Source organism: Methylocystis sp. IM3, assembly GCF_038070105.1.
GTDB lineage: Bacteria > Pseudomonadota > Alphaproteobacteria > Rhizobiales > Beijerinckiaceae > Methylocystis.
Genome location: NZ_JBBPBZ010000002.1, coordinates 2236234 through 2251514, shown reverse-complemented (window position 1 = coordinate 2251514; position 15281 = coordinate 2236234). Strand labels below are relative to the sequence as shown.

General features: G+C 64.3%; 17 protein-coding genes and 1 tRNA gene. 7 read left to right on the top strand and 11 right to left on the bottom strand.

All coding sequences use genetic code 11. The annotated features are described in order from the left end of the window. Positions 1-126: 126 nt before the first annotated feature. From proB to WOC76_RS13015, 3 genes are all read right to left on the bottom strand, one after another. Positions 127-1257 carry a glutamate 5-kinase gene (gene proB / locus WOC76_RS13025; RefSeq protein WP_341106330.1) on the bottom strand — a complete coding sequence of 377 codons (1131 nt, stop codon included), beginning with the start codon at positions 1255-1257 and terminating at the stop codon, positions 127-129. A gap of 586 nt (positions 1258-1843) precedes the next feature. After that, positions 1844-2065 (bottom strand): hypothetical protein, encoded by a 222-nt coding sequence (locus tag WOC76_RS13020; RefSeq protein ID WP_341106333.1) that lies wholly within the window; start codon positions 2063-2065, stop codon positions 1844-1846. A gap of 180 nt (positions 2066-2245) precedes the next feature. Next, entirely contained in the window at positions 2246-2713 is a 468-nt protein-coding gene (locus tag WOC76_RS13015; protein ID WP_341106335.1) for a hypothetical protein, read from the bottom strand. A 445-nt stretch (positions 2714-3158) separates the two neighbouring features. On the opposite strand from WOC76_RS13015, the gene WOC76_RS13010 reads away from it, so the two are divergent. Both WOC76_RS13010 and WOC76_RS13005 read left to right on the top strand, forming a co-directional pair. Further along, on the top strand, positions 3159-3413 hold the full coding sequence (locus WOC76_RS13010) for a hypothetical protein (protein ID WP_341106336.1): 255 nt from the start codon (positions 3159-3161) through the stop codon (positions 3411-3413). A 108-nt stretch (positions 3414-3521) separates the two neighbouring features. Continuing rightward, complete coding sequence (locus WOC76_RS13005) at positions 3522-3974, top strand: hypothetical protein (protein WP_341106337.1); 453 nt, start codon at positions 3522-3524, stop codon at positions 3972-3974. 208 nt (positions 3975-4182) lie between these two features. On the opposite strand, the gene WOC76_RS13000 is transcribed toward WOC76_RS13005, so the two are convergent. The 5 genes from WOC76_RS13000 to pal all read right to left on the bottom strand — a co-directional run bounded on the left by WOC76_RS13000 (position 4183) and on the right by pal (position 7397). Continuing rightward, positions 4183-4842, bottom strand: a complete 660-nt coding sequence (locus WOC76_RS13000; protein ID WP_341106338.1) for a sensor histidine kinase — start codon at positions 4840-4842, stop codon at positions 4183-4185. A gap of 376 nt (positions 4843-5218) precedes the next feature. Next, positions 5219-5428: a TOBE domain-containing protein gene (locus WOC76_RS12995; RefSeq protein WP_341106339.1), complete on the bottom strand. Its 210-nt coding sequence runs from the start codon at positions 5426-5428 to the stop codon at positions 5219-5221. Between the two features lie 648 nt (positions 5429-6076). Beyond that, a complete protein-coding gene (locus tag WOC76_RS12990) occupies positions 6077-6205 on the bottom strand; it encodes a hypothetical protein (protein ID WP_341106340.1) in 129 nt (42 codons plus the stop codon). 496 nt (positions 6206-6701) lie between these two features. Further along, positions 6702-6777 (bottom strand) — tRNA-Trp (locus tag WOC76_RS12985). Positions 6778-6851: 74 nt separating this feature from the next. Further along, positions 6852-7397, bottom strand: coding sequence for a peptidoglycan-associated lipoprotein Pal (pal, locus tag WOC76_RS12980; protein WP_341106342.1), 546 nt, complete (start codon positions 7395-7397; stop codon positions 6852-6854). Between the two features lie 271 nt (positions 7398-7668). On the opposite strand from pal, the gene WOC76_RS12975 reads away from it, so the two are divergent. Further along, positions 7669-8118 carry a hypothetical protein gene (locus WOC76_RS12975; protein WP_341106344.1) on the top strand — a complete coding sequence of 150 codons (450 nt, stop codon included), beginning with the start codon at positions 7669-7671 and terminating at the stop codon, positions 8116-8118. Here the strand turns inward: WOC76_RS12975 and xseA are convergent, their stop codons facing one another. Next, the gene (gene xseA / locus WOC76_RS12970; protein WP_341106345.1) at positions 8119-9666 is read right to left on the bottom strand and encodes an exodeoxyribonuclease VII large subunit; all 1548 of its coding nucleotides are present in this window, start codon (positions 9664-9666) and stop codon (positions 8119-8121) included. Positions 9667-9896: 230 nt separating this feature from the next. On the opposite strand from xseA, the gene infA reads away from it, so the two are divergent. Both infA and WOC76_RS12960 read left to right on the top strand, forming a co-directional pair. After that, positions 9897-10115 carry a translation initiation factor IF-1 gene (gene infA, locus WOC76_RS12965; RefSeq protein WP_016920926.1) on the top strand — a complete coding sequence of 73 codons (219 nt, stop codon included), beginning with the start codon at positions 9897-9899 and terminating at the stop codon, positions 10113-10115. A gap of 24 nt (positions 10116-10139) precedes the next feature. Further along, positions 10140-10778 (top strand): Maf-like protein, encoded by a 639-nt coding sequence (locus WOC76_RS12960; RefSeq protein WP_341106362.1) that lies wholly within the window; start codon positions 10140-10142, stop codon positions 10776-10778. A gap of 27 nt (positions 10779-10805) precedes the next feature. Here the strand turns inward: WOC76_RS12960 and alr are convergent, their stop codons facing one another. Both alr and WOC76_RS12950 read right to left on the bottom strand, forming a co-directional pair. Continuing rightward, a complete protein-coding gene (gene alr / locus WOC76_RS12955; protein WP_341388606.1) occupies positions 10806-11954 on the bottom strand; it encodes an alanine racemase in 1149 nt (382 codons plus the stop codon). 64 nt (positions 11955-12018) lie between these two features. Continuing rightward, on the bottom strand, positions 12019-13275 hold the full coding sequence (locus WOC76_RS12950) for an FAD-dependent monooxygenase (protein ID WP_341106368.1): 1257 nt from the start codon (positions 13273-13275) through the stop codon (positions 12019-12021). A gap of 164 nt (positions 13276-13439) precedes the next feature. Here WOC76_RS12950 and WOC76_RS12945 point away from each other — a divergent pair, with 164 nt between their 5' ends. Then, positions 13440-14411 carry a quinone oxidoreductase family protein gene (locus WOC76_RS12945; RefSeq protein WP_341388604.1) on the top strand — a complete coding sequence of 324 codons (972 nt, stop codon included), beginning with the start codon at positions 13440-13442 and terminating at the stop codon, positions 14409-14411. A 435-nt stretch (positions 14412-14846) separates the two neighbouring features. Further along, entirely contained in the window at positions 14847-15269 is a 423-nt protein-coding gene (rsfS, locus tag WOC76_RS12940) for a ribosome silencing factor (RefSeq protein WP_341106369.1), read from the top strand. Positions 15270-15281 lie beyond the last annotated feature (12 nt).

Genomic DNA, 15281 nt, shown 5'->3' with positions numbered 1-15281 from the left:
AAATATGGGGGATATGCGGAATGGCGCCAAGACGGGGCGAAGGCTGCGCCGAGGTTAAAGTTTGGAAATCTGGCGGCAAGGGCGGGCGCGCCGGGCGGGCTGTATCGCGGGCCTCCAGCGACGCGCTTACTCTCCGGCGAGCGCCATGTCGTCCCGGTGGATGACTTCGTCCGGCCCCTTGAAGCCCAGAAGGCTCTCGATGTCCTTGGTCGAGCGGCCGAGGATCTTCGCCGCGTCCACGGCGTCGTAAGTCACGAGGCCCCGGCCGATCTCGCCGCCCCGATGGTCGCGGATCACGATGCAGTCGCCCCGCGCGAAGGCGCCTTCGACGCGGGTGACGCCCGCCGGCAGCAGGCTCGCGCCGGAGGCGAGCGCGCGGGCCGCGCCCTCGTCGATATGCACCGCGCCCTTGGGCTCCAGCGAGCCGGCGATCCATTTCTTGCGCGCCGTCACAGGGTTCGAGGGCGTCAGAAACCAGGTGCAGCGCTCGCCCTTGGCGATGCGCTCGATCGGCGCCTCGGCGCGGCCGTCGGCGATGACCATATGGGCGCCGCCGGTCGTCGCAATCTTCGCCGCCTCGATCTTGGTGCGCATTCCGCCGCGTGAATATTGTGAGGCCGCGCCCCCCGCCATCGCCTCGATCTCCGCCGTGATGCGCGGCACGACGGGGATGTGCCTGGCGCTTGGATCGGAGGCGGGCGGCGCGGTGTAGAGGCCGTCCACATCCGAGAGCAGCACCAGCAGATCGGCGCTCGCCATGGTTGCGACGCGGGCGGCGAGGCGGTCATTGTCGCCATAGCGAATTTCGGCCGTGGCGACCGTGTCGTTTTCGTTGATGACGGGCACGGCGCGCAGCGCGAGAAGGCGGGTGAGGCATTCGCGCGCATAGAGGTAACGGCGCCGCTCCTCCGTATCGCCGAAGGTCACGAGCACCTGGCCGGCGACGAGCCCCCGCGTATGCAGCGCCTCGGCCCAGAGCCGGGCGAGGGCGATCTGGCCGACGGCGGCGGCGGCCTGGCTGTCCTCGAGCTTCAGGGCGCCGTGCGGAAAGCCCAGAACGCTGCGGCCGAGCGCCACGGCGCCCGACGAGACGACGAGCACATCCGCCCCGCCGCGATGAAGCGCCGCAATGTCATCCGCCAGCCTCGTGAGCCAGCTCCGCTTCGCCGACGCTTCCTGCGGATCGACGAGGAGCGAGGAGCCGACCTTGACGACGATGCGGCGGAAAGAGGCGATGGCGGGCGCAGGATGGGTCATGCGGTGTCGGGGGAGCCTGAAAGGTTGCAGGAGGGCGCGGGAGAGTTATCCCAGCGAAGGGGCGACTGCAAATCGCCCGGCGCCGCTTGCGCAAGAGGTGCGCGCGTCGCTTGCCTTCCGGCCCGCCCGCGTCAGCTATCCGTTCTCGAAGAGAAAGGATGAGCCGATGCATCCGCAGGGAGAGATATTGCTCAAGGCCATGGCGGCGGCTTCAGTGACATTTTTCGTCGTAAAAATCGGCGCCGCGCTGCCCGCCCTGATGGCGGCTTTCGCCGGCAATTAGCGCGATTTGCGCGAGGGCGGCGCGCTTTCATGGACCGGGAAGAATGAGGTTCGCATTTTCAGCCCTGGCGGCGGCCCTCGCCGCGTCGTCCACGATCCTGGCCGCAGGCCGGCTCGGCTACCCTGCATGCAAAGACAAAGCCGCCATGTCTCGGGCGCTGGAACTCTCGGACGAGGCTGATCCTCAGGCCGCGAGCGCGCTGATCCAGCGAGGCATGAGGAGCAGAGACTATCAGTTCATACCGGCCGACCAGATCGTCATAGCGCCGGGCCGCCCCGGAGCGGTTTCGCGCCGATCACGCCTTCAGCATTCCCAGACCCAGTCGCCGGTGTAGCTGTTGAAATACCAGCATACGCCGGGGTTCGCCGGATGGCCCGGCCGGCTCCAGTCCCTGTGCTGATAACGCCAGTGGGCGCCATAGGCCTGGATGTCCCCGTCATACGGAAAACGCCCCGAGGTCTGGGCCTGCGCGGATGCGGCCGCCATCAAAAGCGCCACGATCATCGTCGCCTTGATCTTCGACATGTTTCGCCTCCCTGGAGGTTGTTCATATCGGGCGAGCGAGGACAGCTTCCAGACGGGCCGGAAAAAGAAGCGTGGGAGCAAAGGCGGGAGTCGAGGGGCCTAACTCCCACCCCCGGTTTTGGAGATCTGTTGCGCGTGACGGAAAACGCCGGCGAGAGCCGACAGGCCGAGCGTGAGTTTTCAGGCGGGTTTCGCTGCACGCACCATTTTGATTTCGCGGTTGATTTCGTTCATGGACCAAAAGAACGCATATTTTGCATCCCTGTCGGGGAAATAGACAATCGCCTTGTCGCCTCGAAAGGTTGTGATCGCGCATTTTTGAATGCTGGAACTGTCATAAGAATAAATCACATAAATATCCGCGAGATCGAGAGTCCTGCGCAAAGGAACGGGAAGCGGGAAGGATTTGAATAGCCGATAGGGAAAGGTAACGCTTCGAGCTGCAAGGGCTACGCCTCGCACCTCACTGAGAACGCACAAGACGAAGTAAGAAGAAAGCACGAGTACAAGGGTCCTGGCTTCGTGCGAGCGCATGAAAAGCGCCGCAACGATCAGGGCCAGAGCGACACTGGCCGACAGCATGACCCAGGGCCAAATGCAGCTTCGCCGGTAGAAGGTCGCGGTATCCGAGCGGTTAACGGTTGACATTGGGCGGTTCCCGTTGGGGCCATGCAAAGCCTGTTCAAGCGAGGCCCGTATGTCTTGAAAATGCTCGCAATCTTCGCTGTGAAGGCAAGGCCTGGCCGTTTCGAAGACGTTGCGATACGTTAGATTATGTTACTGCCCTAGACGTACTGAAAGGTCAAGGCGCTGAATGAGAGAGTTGGCTGCGGCGCTGTGTCTCGTCGGCCGTCATCCACGCTATGGAACACGCTACAATCCGAGGCTCACACGACCGAATCGAAAAGCCAAGCTCAGAGAAGGGACGGGGGCGGGACCGCGTTCTCAACGATCCGGAGCTTCGCCGTGTTTGGCTGGCCAGCGAAAGCTTGGGATTTCCTTTTGGTCCGATGCTCAAGCTTCTGATTTTGACGGGCGCGCGCCGGGCTGAAGTGCCACCCACGTTTCAAAACATGATTTTGAGGCTCTCGACATGAAACCCTTCGATCAAATGCAGCCAGCCGACCGTATTGCGTCGGCAAAATCTACAATGGAAAAAGTGGTCGACCATTTCCTTTATTCTGTGGAACTCCGCGAGAACAACGCGATTATTGTCTATTCGCCCACACTTACCGATCAAATCCCCGCCTCCCACGCTGCAAGCGCGTTCGCTGTTTTTCAACGTGGATTGCGGCGGATGCGACCGGGATCGGGACGGGCCGCGCCATGCGGGGCGAATGGCATATAGCGATACGAGCAAGCGTTACCCGTTCGCACAGTCAAGCAAGACTGGAAAATGCGTAGTGAAAACTACTTACGCTGGAAAGGAGAATCTCGCAGGCGGGCGGAGTGGAAAATGACTACAATGGATGCGCTTCGCCTAGAAGAACAGGCGCAGGATGAGCGGATGATCCAGAGCCAGCTAGGGAAAGCCATTCATCACTCGCTCAAAACGATCATCCAAGAACCGCTCCCTAACCGGATGGCGCTGCTGCTGCTGCGACTGGCGTTAGCTGAGTCGGCATACCCGGCGGATGGCGAAGAATGGAGGGGCCGTCTCTCAACGTTAATGGACGCACCCGAGACAGAACTCGACAAGGCCACTCGGCATGTCGCCAAGGCGAGGCTAATAGTTAGTCGTCAGCGGGAGCGCATCGCCGAGCTTCAAGCAGAGCATCGCCCGACCGAAGATGCTCTGCGCCTGATGGATACTTTCAGCAAAACGCTTGCGAACCTCGAATACCATCTACGCCTCTTGCGTGAAGAGGCCGAAGGCAAAGGCAAAATTCCCGAATGGATGCGCGCTTAGAGGCCCGCTTTCCACTCGCCTAGGAATCGAACGAGCGCGAAGAATTACATCGCTTACGCCTGCTGCATGCACACAACCACGCGGTGCGGTGCCGCTGAACTGCTGCGCCCTTTCGAGGAAATCCAAGAACTGCATGTCACCGACCGGGACTGGCTTCAGAAGGAGTTGAATGAGCTTAAAGAGTAGCCCCGCCAGTGGCCCATGAAACTCACTGCCCCATCGGAATCAGAATTTCCACCTGTAAGCCTTCTGGTTCGAACCGCAGATCCGCTTCCCCTCCGCAGTTTTTCGCGCTGCTTTCAATGAGGGTCATGCCAAACCCGCGGTGATTGGGTGGCGACACAACGGGGCCTCTCTCTTCCCGCCAATCAATCTGAAGGTTCTGGGGCTTGTCTTCGCCTATGGCGCGCCATCCCAAATGCACAAGTCCTTCTGGGCGCGACAACGCACCATACTTGATCGCGTTGGTCGTCAATTCGTGGAGGATCATGCGAATAGGTCGAACGTGTGCAGAGTCAAGCGGAATCGAGGGGCTGGGTTCCACTACGATCTGACGAGTGTTGGCGGCATGTAGTGCATCGTCCACAACAGCAGATAGGCTAACTTGGGCCTCGGCGGACTGCGCAAAAAGGTCTTTCGCGCTGATGAACGCCTCCAATCGACCTAGAAATGCGTCGCGGTATTCTTTCGCCGATTTCCCTTCAACTCCCGTCTGGATGGCGAGCGCGTGCACGACGGTCAGCACGTTTTTTATTCGATGTTTGGCCTCGGCAAGTAGAAGGTCGTTATCGACGGCGCGCTTACGCGCACTCGTTACGTCGGCGAAAGCAATGACCAAGTTTGGGCTGTTATTATCTTCGCGGACCATGCGACGCGCATGGGAACTTAGGCGGGACGCTTTCAAGCGCAGTAGCGAAACGTCTGGATGAACTTGGCATACGCTACCTTATAGTCTCAGGAGCGCACCTCGCTTCAGACGCCCGCCTTTCTGCCGCGCCGCGATTGGCCAAGCCATTCACGCCAGAGACCTTGAGAGCCGCAGTCGCCCAACATCTTTGCTGAGCGGGCCGATCAGCAAAAGCCAAAGCTAGACTGTCTTGCGCATCTCCGCCGAAGGCGAGCGCCGGGGCATGAGCGACGATGGTTTTTCGGACCGATGGCCAAAACGGAAGCGGCCCCCTATGACAAGCTTCCGCATCCAGCGCCGGGGAAACACCCCGACGCCTGATACATGCGTGGGAGTTTTAATCGACAGCGATCATCACTTCGGAAGATTTGATCACTGCGTAAGCTTTCTTTCCAACCTGAAGGCCAAGCTCCTCCACGGATTCATTGGTAATCGACGCTGTGATGGTGGCACCCTTCACGTCGAGCAGAACGTGCGAAGTGGTCGCGCCTTTTTTAATTTCCTTGATTGTGCCTTCGAGCACGTTGCGGGCTGAAATTTTCTTCATATGCGCCTCCGTTGGAACCCGAAGCGGTTGTGACTTTGGAACGACCCTGAGCTAATCCCCCGAGGAAGAACAGAAAAGGGACAACGGCTGGCGGTTCTGGCGTGGTGGATGATCCAGCGCCATGGCACACTTGCCCATGGACCCGGGCCCCTGCACCATCATCCGGGCGGGTGGTCGAGGCCCCCAACAAGCCCCCCGACGCGCCCATTGCGGAGGGGCCATGGATATGCCTCGCGGGTTGCTCGCGGCGATCCATGGGGCTCGGGCGAGGGATACGGGGCAGTCCGAACGGGGTAAGTTGCTCGCGAATCACGTTTTCCGTCATGCCGGGGAGCCCCGCGAGGATCGCAGATTCGAACAATTCGCGAGCCCCAATCCCTTGGGCTAAGTCTTGACAATCAGTCTTTGCAGGTGCCGGATTTCCGGCGCCTACTGCAAATCGTTGTTTTGCATAGAACTTCAAGGCGCTGGCCACGCTTCCCGCCTGAGATGTGCCCATGCGGGATTTCCCGCATCACGAGCCCTTGCCCAGCTTCCGCCAAAGGTGCAGGAAATCCTACACCTTCGAACCCCCCAGCCCTCGCCCCTCACCTTACCGCCGAGAGCGGGGAGGCGGGGGATGATCCGGGCAGATTAGCTAGGCCCTTTTCAGGCTTCATCCGCGCCGTTGGCAGCGCCGTCCCTGTCACTCGCGCTGTCGAACTCGGCCAGAATTGTGCGCGCCTCATTAATGGCTTCCCGAGTGGTTTCGCAGCTAATGAGCGCGTCGAACAGCACGACAAGAGCGTCCGCGGTAAGTGGCGCACTGTGCGTAAAATTTGCTCTTTGCGACACGGCCTGACCCTTCCGATAGATAGGAAAAGACGGCCCGCCCGGAGGCGTTCTAGGGGGCCGTCAACTCCCATTTGAAAAAAGGCCCTTTCAAACAAGAGGACGGTAGCCGTGCCCGCCATGCTGGCAAAGCGTGGCCGAGCGGCATGAACAATGTCGGGCGAAAACGTCAGGCGGTAGTTGCAAAAGAGCCACAGGCGCACGCGGGCGGCGATCGGAAAACAGCAGAATGATTCGGGGGCGGGGAATCGCGGCTGCTTGGCTGCTGCCTGAGCTTTGCATTTGCTCCGGTAGCCCAGCCCTCTCTGCTTCAACTTACCGCCGCGCACAGCGAGGCGGGGGGGGCGGTCAAATTCGCGCCCAAGAGCCTCAACCGCATACCTTGGCGCTTACCTCGGCCGGGGAGCGATTCTTGGGCTGTTGTGTAACTTCTTGATTTCAATGGCAGGAGTGGAGGGGCTCGAACCCCCAACCCCCGGTTTTGGAGACCGGTGCTCTACCAGTTGAGCTACACTCCTGCGGGCGCCAAACGGCGCGCGCTTCTCATGCCGCAACAGCGCCGCCGACGCAAGGGGCGTTTGTCGATTTCGGGTCAGGAATTTCCGCCGGGCAGCAGAGTGACGGCGCGGCGGTTCTGCGACCAGCAGGAAATATCGTCGCAAACGGCGACCGGGCGCTCCTTGCCGTAGCTCACGGTCCGGATGCGCGAAGCGGCGACGCCGCGCGAAATCAGGTAATTCTTCGTCACCTCGGCGCGGCGGGCGCCCAGCGCGAAATTATATTCGCGCGTGCCGCGCTCGTCGGCGTGCCCCTCGATGGCGAAGCTGTAACGCGCGTAGCGATTCAGCCATTCGGCCTGTTTGTCGAGCGTCGACTGGGCCGCCGCCGTCAAGTCCGTCGAATCGGTCTCGAAGAAAATGCGGTCGCCGACATTGCTGGCGAAGTCCTGCGGGCTGCCGGGCGCGCCGATTCCGCCGCGGGCGATTCCGCCCCGGCCGCCGGGGCCGCCGGGACCGCCCACGCCGCCCGCGAGGTCGGCCGCCTCGTCCGCCGGATTCTTCGCGCAGCCCGCCATGGCCAGTACGGCCGTGAAAGCGAGGGCGAATCTGGCGCAACGGGCGCTCGCGGAAGACAGCATGGGGGAAAACTCCTGTCACGACTCCAAGACTGGGACAGTCCTAGCCGCGGGAAGGTTAAACGAAGGTTCCGTCAACCTTGACGAAGGGTGTGTGGAACCAGTCACATGCGAACGAAATTCGCTTGTCCTTAATAAAAGGTTAAACGGTTAACGAAAGATGAACGGCGACGCCCGCGGCGGCAGGCAGGCGCGGGCCGAGCGTATGGCCAAGCCTTGCGCGCCGCGCGTTCGCCACTATCATTAGGAGGCGGCGCGGGTTTGGAGAAACAAAATGAACGAAGGCATTGCGCCGTTTTTGTCGCCGATCACGCTCTTTCTCGGCGGCGGCCTTCTGGCGATCGGCCTGCTTTCGCTGCTCGATCTTCACTTCTTCAAGACCAAGACGCAGGGCAAGGTGGCGCTGGCCTTGGGCCTCGTCTTCATCGTCGCGACCGAAGCCATGTTCGTCACGAGCGGCGCGAGCGGCCGCTATTTCGAAGGCATGAAGATGGACGTGACGGATTGCGAATATCAGGTCGAGCGCGACTTCCCCGCGGAGCGCCGGGACAATCCGAAGGTGATCGAGCAAAAGATCAGGGCTTGCATGGACACGCTCGGCTACGACTGGTCCGAGACGCATGAACATTGCCAGGAGGCGCGGCTCTCGACCAATGTCTTCTGCTACATTCCCCGCGCGGCCATGCAGCGCAGCATCGTCGCCTTCCAGATGCGCTTCGAATAATCAGAACAGGGAGCCTTGGTTGGTTCCGCCCGCCTTTCGCGGCTTGCGCTTCGGCGCGGAGGGCGAGGAGGGCGGCTGTGGGACCGGCTCGGTCTCGCCAGCCCTCGCGGCGATGAGCCCGTCGGCGAATTCGATGGTGAGCGCCGTCCCGGCGGGCGCCTGCGAGACGCTGCGCAGCAGGTGGCGCTTCTCGTCTCGCACCAGCGCAAACCCCCGCGCCAGCACGGCCTTGTGGCTGAGCGAGTCCTGAAGCCGGGCAAGCCGCGCCAGCTTGTCCTTGCGCTGGCCGATCGAGGTCTCCATGGCGCGGGACATACGCGCGGCAATGGCCTCCAGGCGCTGGCGGTCCCCCCGCATCTGCTGGCGGGCGAGCGCCAGGCGGGCCACGAGCCCCTGTTGCAGCCTTTGGCCGAGCCCCCTGAGGCGCTCGGTCTTGCCCCGCAGCTCCGCCTGCGGGGAATGGCCGGCGAGCGCGTGGGCGAGACGCGACAGCCTAAGCCTGCGCCCGTCCTGTGCGCCCCGCAGGGCGGCGCGCAGCCGCTCGGCCCCGCGGTCGATCCGCTGGCGCGGCGTCTGAAGCAATTGCTCCGGCGTCGGCAGAAGGCGGGCGAAGGTCGCGAGCGTCGCCCGGCGCTGTTCGAGGGCGCGGGATTTCGCCAGAGCGAGGCGCCGCGCGCGCCCCGCGAGATGCTCCAAGAGCTCGGCGCGCACCGGCACGGCCTTTTCGGCGGCGCCGGTCGGCGTCGGCGCACGCAGGTCGGCGACATGGTCGAGCAGCGTGACATCCGTCTCGTGGCCGATCGCCGAGATGAGCGGAATGGCGCTTTCCGCCGCGGCGCGAACGACGACTTCCTCGTTGAAGCTCCACAAATCCTCGAGCGAGCCGCCGCCGCGCGCGACGATCAGCACGTCGGGGCGCGGGATCGGCCCGCCGGGCGGCAGGGCGTTGAACCCCGCGATCGCCGCCGCGACCTCGGCCGCCGAGGTTTCGCCCTGCACGCGCACCGGCCAGAGCAGCACGCGGCGCGGGAAGCGGTCGTTCAGGCGATGCAGAATGTCGCGGATGACCGCGCCCGTGGGCGAGGTCACGACGCCCACCACCTTCGGAAGGAAGGGCAGGGGCCGCTTGCGCGATTCGTCGAACAGCCCCTCGGCGGCGAGTTTCTTGCGCCTCTCGTCGAGCAGCGCCATCAGCGCGCCGACGCCGGCGGGCTCCATCGCCTCGATGACAATCTGGTAGGAGGATTTGCCGGGGAAGGTCGTGATGCGGCCGGTGGCGACGACCTCGAGGCCTTCCTGCGGGCGGGTGCGCAGGCGCAGGAAGGTTCCCTTCCAGATCACGGCGTCGAGCCGCGCGCCCTGATCCTTGAGGCAGAAATAGGCGTGGCCGGAAGCGTGCGGGCCGCGATAATTCGAGATTTCGCCGCGCACGCGCACGCGGCCGAAACGGTCCTCGACCGTGCGCTTGAGCGCATTGGCGAGTTCCGTGACGCTGAGCTCGGGGGCGTTGGTTCCTTGCGGAATTGTGAGGTCGTCTTCGGCCTGCATGGGGCGGACTATGGCGCCTTTCGGCCGGGCGGGCGACTCCGCTTGGCGCCCCTGTCGAGAACCGGCGAGCTTGGCCTTCCGGGCAGGCCGCGCAAACTCTTTGGTTCACAAATGCGACTTTCTCGATTACGTTCCGCGCCGACTCCGCCGCCCGACCGGGCGAGCGGGCTTTTTGCTTTCCCGCGCTATGTGACCCTTTCGGCAGGGCCAGGGCGCTCAAAAGGAACCACATGGCGAAGGAAGAACTGCTCGAATTTCCCGGAATCGTCACTGAACTCTTGCCCAGCGCGATGTTTCGGGTAAAGCTCGAAAACGATCATGAGATCATCGCCCACACGGCGGGCAAGATGCGCAAGAACCGCATTCGCGTGCTCGAGGGCGACAAGGTGCTGGTCGAGATGACGCCCTACGACCTTACCAAAGGCCGAATCACCTATCGTTTCCGGTAACTCCTTTTCGAGGCGGAGACTTTCGTGACTGCCGACCCCGCCGCTCCCAAGACCAAGCTCGTTCTGGCCTCGGCCTCGCCGCGTCGCCTTGCGCTTTTGCAGCAGGCGGGGCTAGAGGCCGACGCTTTGCTTCCCGCCGATATCGACGAAACGCCGCAAAGAGGCGAATCGCCCCGCGCGCTGGCTATCCGCCTTGCGAGCGAGAAGGCCGCCGCCGCCGCCAAGGTGCGCACGGTCCATCCGGATCTGAAGCATTCCTATCTCATCGCCGCCGACACGGTCGTCGCCGTCGGCCGCCGCAGCTTGCCCAAGCCGGACACGACAGAGGAAGCGGAGGAATGCCTCCAGCTTCTCTCCGGCCGCCAGCATCGCGTCTATACGGCGGTGAGCCTTATCAACCCGCGCGGCTACGAGCGCAAACGGCTCGTCGAGGCGCGTCTGCGCTTCAAGCGTCTGAGTTCGCTCGAGGTCGACGCCTATCTCGCCTCGGGGGAATGGCGCGGCAAGGCGGGCGGCTATGCGATTCAGGGTCTCGCGGGAGCCTTTGTCGTGAAGCTCGTCGGCTCCTACTCGGCTGTTGTCGGCCTGCCGCTCTACGAGACCGTTTCCCTGCTGGCGGGCGAGGGCTATCCCGTCCTTCAGCCCTGGTTCGCCAAGGCGTAACGGCGCGCCTTCAAGGATCGTTGGCGGCTAATCGCCGACATACCGACGGGCATAGCGCCGCCCCAGACGCGTGAGCGCCTCATAACCGATGGTGCGGGCGCGGGACGCCAGCTCGTCCACGTCGATCGTATCGCCGAGCAGCTCCACCCAGGCGCCGCGGTGTGCGGCTTGCGCCGGTGCGTCGGTGACGTCGAGCACAATATAGTCCATCGACACCCGGCCAACGAACGGGCAACGCCGGCCGCCGACCACGGCCTCGCCGGCCGCCTTGCCGGGCGCGGCGGTTGCGGAAACCGGCAGGCCGTCGGCATAGCCGGCCCCGATGGTCGCGACCCTGGTCGGGCGCTGCGCCATGAAGACCCCGTCATAGCCGACGGTTTCCCCGGCGGCGAGTTCGCGAACGGAGAGGATTCGAGCGATGAGACTCGCCACGCGTCGCATCGGATTGGCTGCGCCGGGGGTGGGATTGCCGCCGTAGAGCGCATAGCCGGGGCGCACCAGATCGAGATGCGGCCGCTGCGGCAGAAACACGCCGGAGGAGGCGGCGAGGGAGGCGGGAACGCCCGGGAAATACGCCCGCGCCGTCTCGAAGGCGCTGATCTGCTTCGCGTTGACAGGCGCGTCCGGCAATTGCGCGCTGAGGAAATGGCTCATCACCAGCGTGGGCGCAATTCCGGTTGACCGCGCCGCCGCCTCGGCGGCGTCCGACGGCGCAAAGCCAAGCCGGTTCATGCCGGTGTCAAAGTGGATCGCGGCCTCCAGCCTGCGGCCAAGGAGGACGCTCGTCGCAGACCATTCCTCCAGTTCGGCGAAAGAGCCGATACAGGGCCTGAGCGCGGCGGCGGCGAGCCGCGGCGCGCAGCCCGGCGCAACGCCGTCCAGGACATAAATATTCGCGTGGGGCGCGAGCGCCCGCGCGGTCTCGCCCTCTGCGAGATTGGCGACGAAGAAGGTCCTGCACCCCGCCGAGGCGAGCGCGCGCATCACCGCGGCCTGGCCGAGCCCATAGCCATCGGCCTTGACCACGGCGCCGCACTCGGCGCCTCGTGCGGCGGACGAGAGCTGGCGCCAGTTGGCGGCGAGCGCGCCGAGGTCGACGGTCAGCACGCCCGTCTCGATCGGCTCAGATGGATCGATGGCCGCGACAGGGCGCTCGGCGGGCGAAAGGATTCCCATAGACGGACACCATAGGCCGAAAAATCGGCGAGCGCATGGCGGCGCATGTGGGCGCCGCGGCAGGTCAGCCTGCGCGCGCCTCCCGCACGGCGCGGCGCATCAGACGCGGCAGCACGAGATGCGGCAGCACGCCCTCGCGGATCACGGCGCGGCGCAGCGGACCCAGCGCCGCCACGGCGATGAAGCTGGCGCCGCGGAAGAGATCGACCGGCAGATAGGGGATGATCAGCGAGCGGTTGAGCACGTCGACGCCGTGGGTGCGGAATCCGATGTCGGCGCGACGGTGCCGGTCGTAGCGGGCGAGGGCGCGCGAGAGTTCGCGCTCGTTGCGCAGATCGACGCTGGCCAGACAATCTTCGAGATCGGCCACGTCGCGCAGGCTCAGATTGAGGCCCTGCGCGCCGATCGGCGGGAAGATGTGGCAGGTCTCGCCGACCAGCGCCATGCGGCCGGCGGCGTGTTTCGACACCTGCATGCCGCCCATGCGGAACTGGCCGATGTCGCTCTCGATCCGCATCGTCCCGAATTCAGACTTGGCGTAGTCCTCGATCTCATATTCGAGTTCCTCGCGCGGCTTGGCGAGGCGGCGGCGGGCGTCGGCGACGCTCATCAGCCAGACGAGGCTGGAGCGGTGCGGCGCGTCCTCGCGCGGCGGCAGCGGCACGAGCGTGAACGGGCCGGAGCGCGTGTGCCACTCGGTCGACATGTTGTCGTGGGGGAATTCGTGTCGCAGCATCATCGTGAGGGCGACCTGGGGATAGGTCCATTCCTTCACGTCGATGCCCGCGACGGCGCGCGCGCGGCTGTTGCGCCCATCGGCGGCGACGAGGAAATCCGCCTCGAGCCGGCGTCCGTCCGAAAGGATCGCGGCCGCGCTCGCGCCGCTATACTCGTAATCAGTGATGTCCGCGTCGATCAGCTCGATCTCGGGACGCCCGCGGACGAGGTCGAGCAGCACGCCGACGAGGTCGTCGTTCGCGATGTTGACGCCCAGCGCCGGCAGATCGACCTCACTGGCGCGCAGCGTCAGCTCCGGCACCGGAAAGAGCTGATCAGTGTCGTCGATCATGCGGATCGCCTCGACCGGGCAGCCCAGCTCCTTCACGCGCTCGAGCGCGCCCAGGGCGTCGAGAAAGCGGATCGATGCCTCGAAGAGCGCCACGGTGCGGCCCGGCAGCGGCGGCGGAATGCGGCCGACGAGCGCGACCTTCAGCCCCGAGCGGGCGAAGGCCAGCGCGGCGGCGAGGCCCGTGGAGCCCGCCCCGGCAACGAGAATGTCGGTCTTCGTCGTCGCGCCCGTCCGCGCGGAACCCTCGGTCATCACAAAACTCCTGATCCTCACCCCGTTATAGCGGCCCCTGCGGCCGAGGGCGAGACTCTGGCCGCGATGCGGACAGGTTTCAGGCTCATAGCGCGGTTTCCGGCTGTCTTGTCGCAATCCCGTGCTATCTGAACCGTATTGGCGGTTTATTTCTGGAGGTTTTGATGGTCAAGGCGATCCGCGTTCACCGGCCGGGCGGCCCCGAGGCGCTTCTGCTGGAGGAGGTCGACCTCGCGCCGCCGGCGCCGGGCGAGGTGCAGATTCGCCACAAGGCCATCGGGGTGAACTACATCGACATCTACCGCCGCACCGGGGCCTATCCCGCCGAGCATCCCTACGTGCCGGGCCACGAGGGCGCCGGGCAGGTGGTCGCGGTCGGCGAGGGGGTCGAGGATTTCGAGGTCGGCGACCGGGTCGCCTATGTCGGCGCGCTCGGCGGCTATAGCGAGGCGCGCAACATTTCCGCCGATTCGGTCATTCATCTGCCGAAGTCGATCAGCTACGAGCAGGGCGCCGTCATGATGCTCAAGGGCCTGACCGCGCAATATCTGCTGCGCCGGACCTTCCGGGTGAAAAAGGGCCATCGCGTGCTGATTCACGCCGGGGCGGGCGGCGTCGGCCAGTTGCTCTGCGAGTGGGCGCGCGCGCTCGGCGCCAAGGTCATCGCCACCGTCGGCTCGCCGGAGAAGGCGGCCATCGCCGAGAAGGCTGGGGCGCAGCATACGATCCTCTATCGTGAGGAGAATTTCCCCGAGCGGGTGCGCGAGATCACGCGCGGCCGGCTTTGCGACGTGGTCTATGACGGGGTCGGGCGGGCGACCTTCCCGGCCTCGCTCGACTGCCTCGCGCCCCTGGGCATGTTCGTGAGCTTCGGATCGGCTTCCGGTCCGATCGACGCGTTCGACATCAATCTTCTCGCGCAGAAGGGCTCGCTCTATGCGACGCGGCCGTCGCTTTTCACCTATATCGCCAGGCGCAAGGATTACGAGGACATGGCCGAGGACATGCTGCGCGCCATCAAGCGCGGCCATCTGACCATCGAGGAGCCGAAGTCTTTTCCGCTCGCGGACGCCGCAAGCGTTCACGCCGCGCTCGAATCACGCCAAACGGCGGGGTCCATGGTGCTGATCCCCTGAATTCGGCCTCTGGCGGGCGGTGAGCCTGCCATGCCGCGCAATTCGCTCGCGCCTGTGGCTTTCGAGACACGGGCTGCGGGCCGGCTGCGCCTAGCCGTCTGCTAAGTTGCTGAATCGGTGCATGTTTCAAAATCGGACAGCGAGGCGGCCGACGTCCATGAGGACCTGTTTTTGATTGTTATCATATCCGATTCGTCCCTCTGACGGTCCTCGTGACGAAAAAGAAACGAGCAATTCGTCGCAAACTGATCTATATTTCAGTTGTTCCGGCTTTGAGGTTCCTCCCGCCTCTCGATTAGCCCGAACTGCCTAGAGACCCGGCAAACGCGCCGGGTTTTTTTCTGCCTTCGGCGGGTCCAGCGGACCGCTTTCATATTGCAATCGGGACGAAAGGGTTCCATCCTCTGGATGCGGTCAGGCAAGAGGCCGCGAAGTATGAGGATTGCAACGCTGTCGACGAGTGTTCAACCGGGAGCGGGACGCCCCTCCCAGCCGAGGATCGGCGCCAAAGCGCCGCCAGGCGGCTCGATCGTGCAAAATGTTCTCAAGGCTCTGGACGAAACAAAGGCCGAGGACGTCATCTCCATCGATCTGCGCGGAAAGACCGCCCTCGCCGATGAAATGATCATCGCGACCGGGCGCTCGACCGTGCATGTCGGAGCCATCGCCGACAAGGCGGTCCGGGCTCTCAAGGATGCGGGCGTCGTCGCGCGCATCGAGGGCCTGCCCCAGTGCGACTGGGTGCTGATCGACGCCGGCGACGTCATCGTCCACATTTTCCGTCCCGAGGTGCGCCAGTTCTACAACCTCGAGAAGATGTGGGGCGGCGACCGGCCTGTCGAGATTCGGCTCGTTTGACGCCTTAGACCG

Bases quoted from the DNA above. Each gene is read 5' to 3' on its own strand.
- WOC76_RS13015 (WP_341106335.1), bottom strand. From the start codon at position 2,713: ATGTCAACCGTTAACCGCTCGGATACCGCGACCTTCTACCGGCGAAGC.
- WOC76_RS12975 (WP_341106344.1), top strand. From the start codon at position 7,669: ATGAACGAAGGCATTGCGCCGTTTTTGTCGCCGATCACGCTCTTTCTC.
- rsfS (WP_341106369.1), top strand. From the start codon at position 14,847: ATGAGGATTGCAACGCTGTCGACGAGTGTTCAACCGGGAGCGGGACGC.
- WOC76_RS13000 (WP_341106338.1), bottom strand. From the start codon at position 4,842: ATGGTCCGCGAAGATAATAACAGCCCAAACTTGGTCATTGCTTTCGCC.
- WOC76_RS12945 (WP_341388604.1), top strand. From the start codon at position 13,440: ATGGTCAAGGCGATCCGCGTTCACCGGCCGGGCGGCCCCGAGGCGCTT.
- WOC76_RS13005 (WP_341106337.1), top strand. From the start codon at position 3,522: ATGACTACAATGGATGCGCTTCGCCTAGAAGAACAGGCGCAGGATGAG.
- infA (WP_016920926.1), top strand. From the start codon at position 9,897: ATGGCGAAGGAAGAACTGCTCGAATTTCCCGGAATCGTCACTGAACTC.
- WOC76_RS12950 (WP_341106368.1), bottom strand. From the start codon at position 13,275: ATGACCGAGGGTTCCGCGCGGACGGGCGCGACGACGAAGACCGACATT.
- xseA (WP_341106345.1), bottom strand. From the start codon at position 9,666: ATGCAGGCCGAAGACGACCTCACAATTCCGCAAGGAACCAACGCCCCC.
- WOC76_RS13020 (WP_341106333.1), bottom strand. From the start codon at position 2,065: ATGTCGAAGATCAAGGCGACGATGATCGTGGCGCTTTTGATGGCGGCC.
- pal (WP_341106342.1), bottom strand. From the start codon at position 7,397: ATGCTGTCTTCCGCGAGCGCCCGTTGCGCCAGATTCGCCCTCGCTTTC.
- WOC76_RS13010 (WP_341106336.1), top strand. From the start codon at position 3,159: ATGAAACCCTTCGATCAAATGCAGCCAGCCGACCGTATTGCGTCGGCA.
- WOC76_RS12995 (WP_341106339.1), bottom strand. From the start codon at position 5,428: ATGAAGAAAATTTCAGCCCGCAACGTGCTCGAAGGCACAATCAAGGAA.
- alr (WP_341388606.1), bottom strand. From the start codon at position 11,954: ATGGGAATCCTTTCGCCCGCCGAGCGCCCTGTCGCGGCCATCGATCCA.
- proB (WP_341106330.1), bottom strand. From the start codon at position 1,257: ATGACCCATCCTGCGCCCGCCATCGCCTCTTTCCGCCGCATCGTCGTC.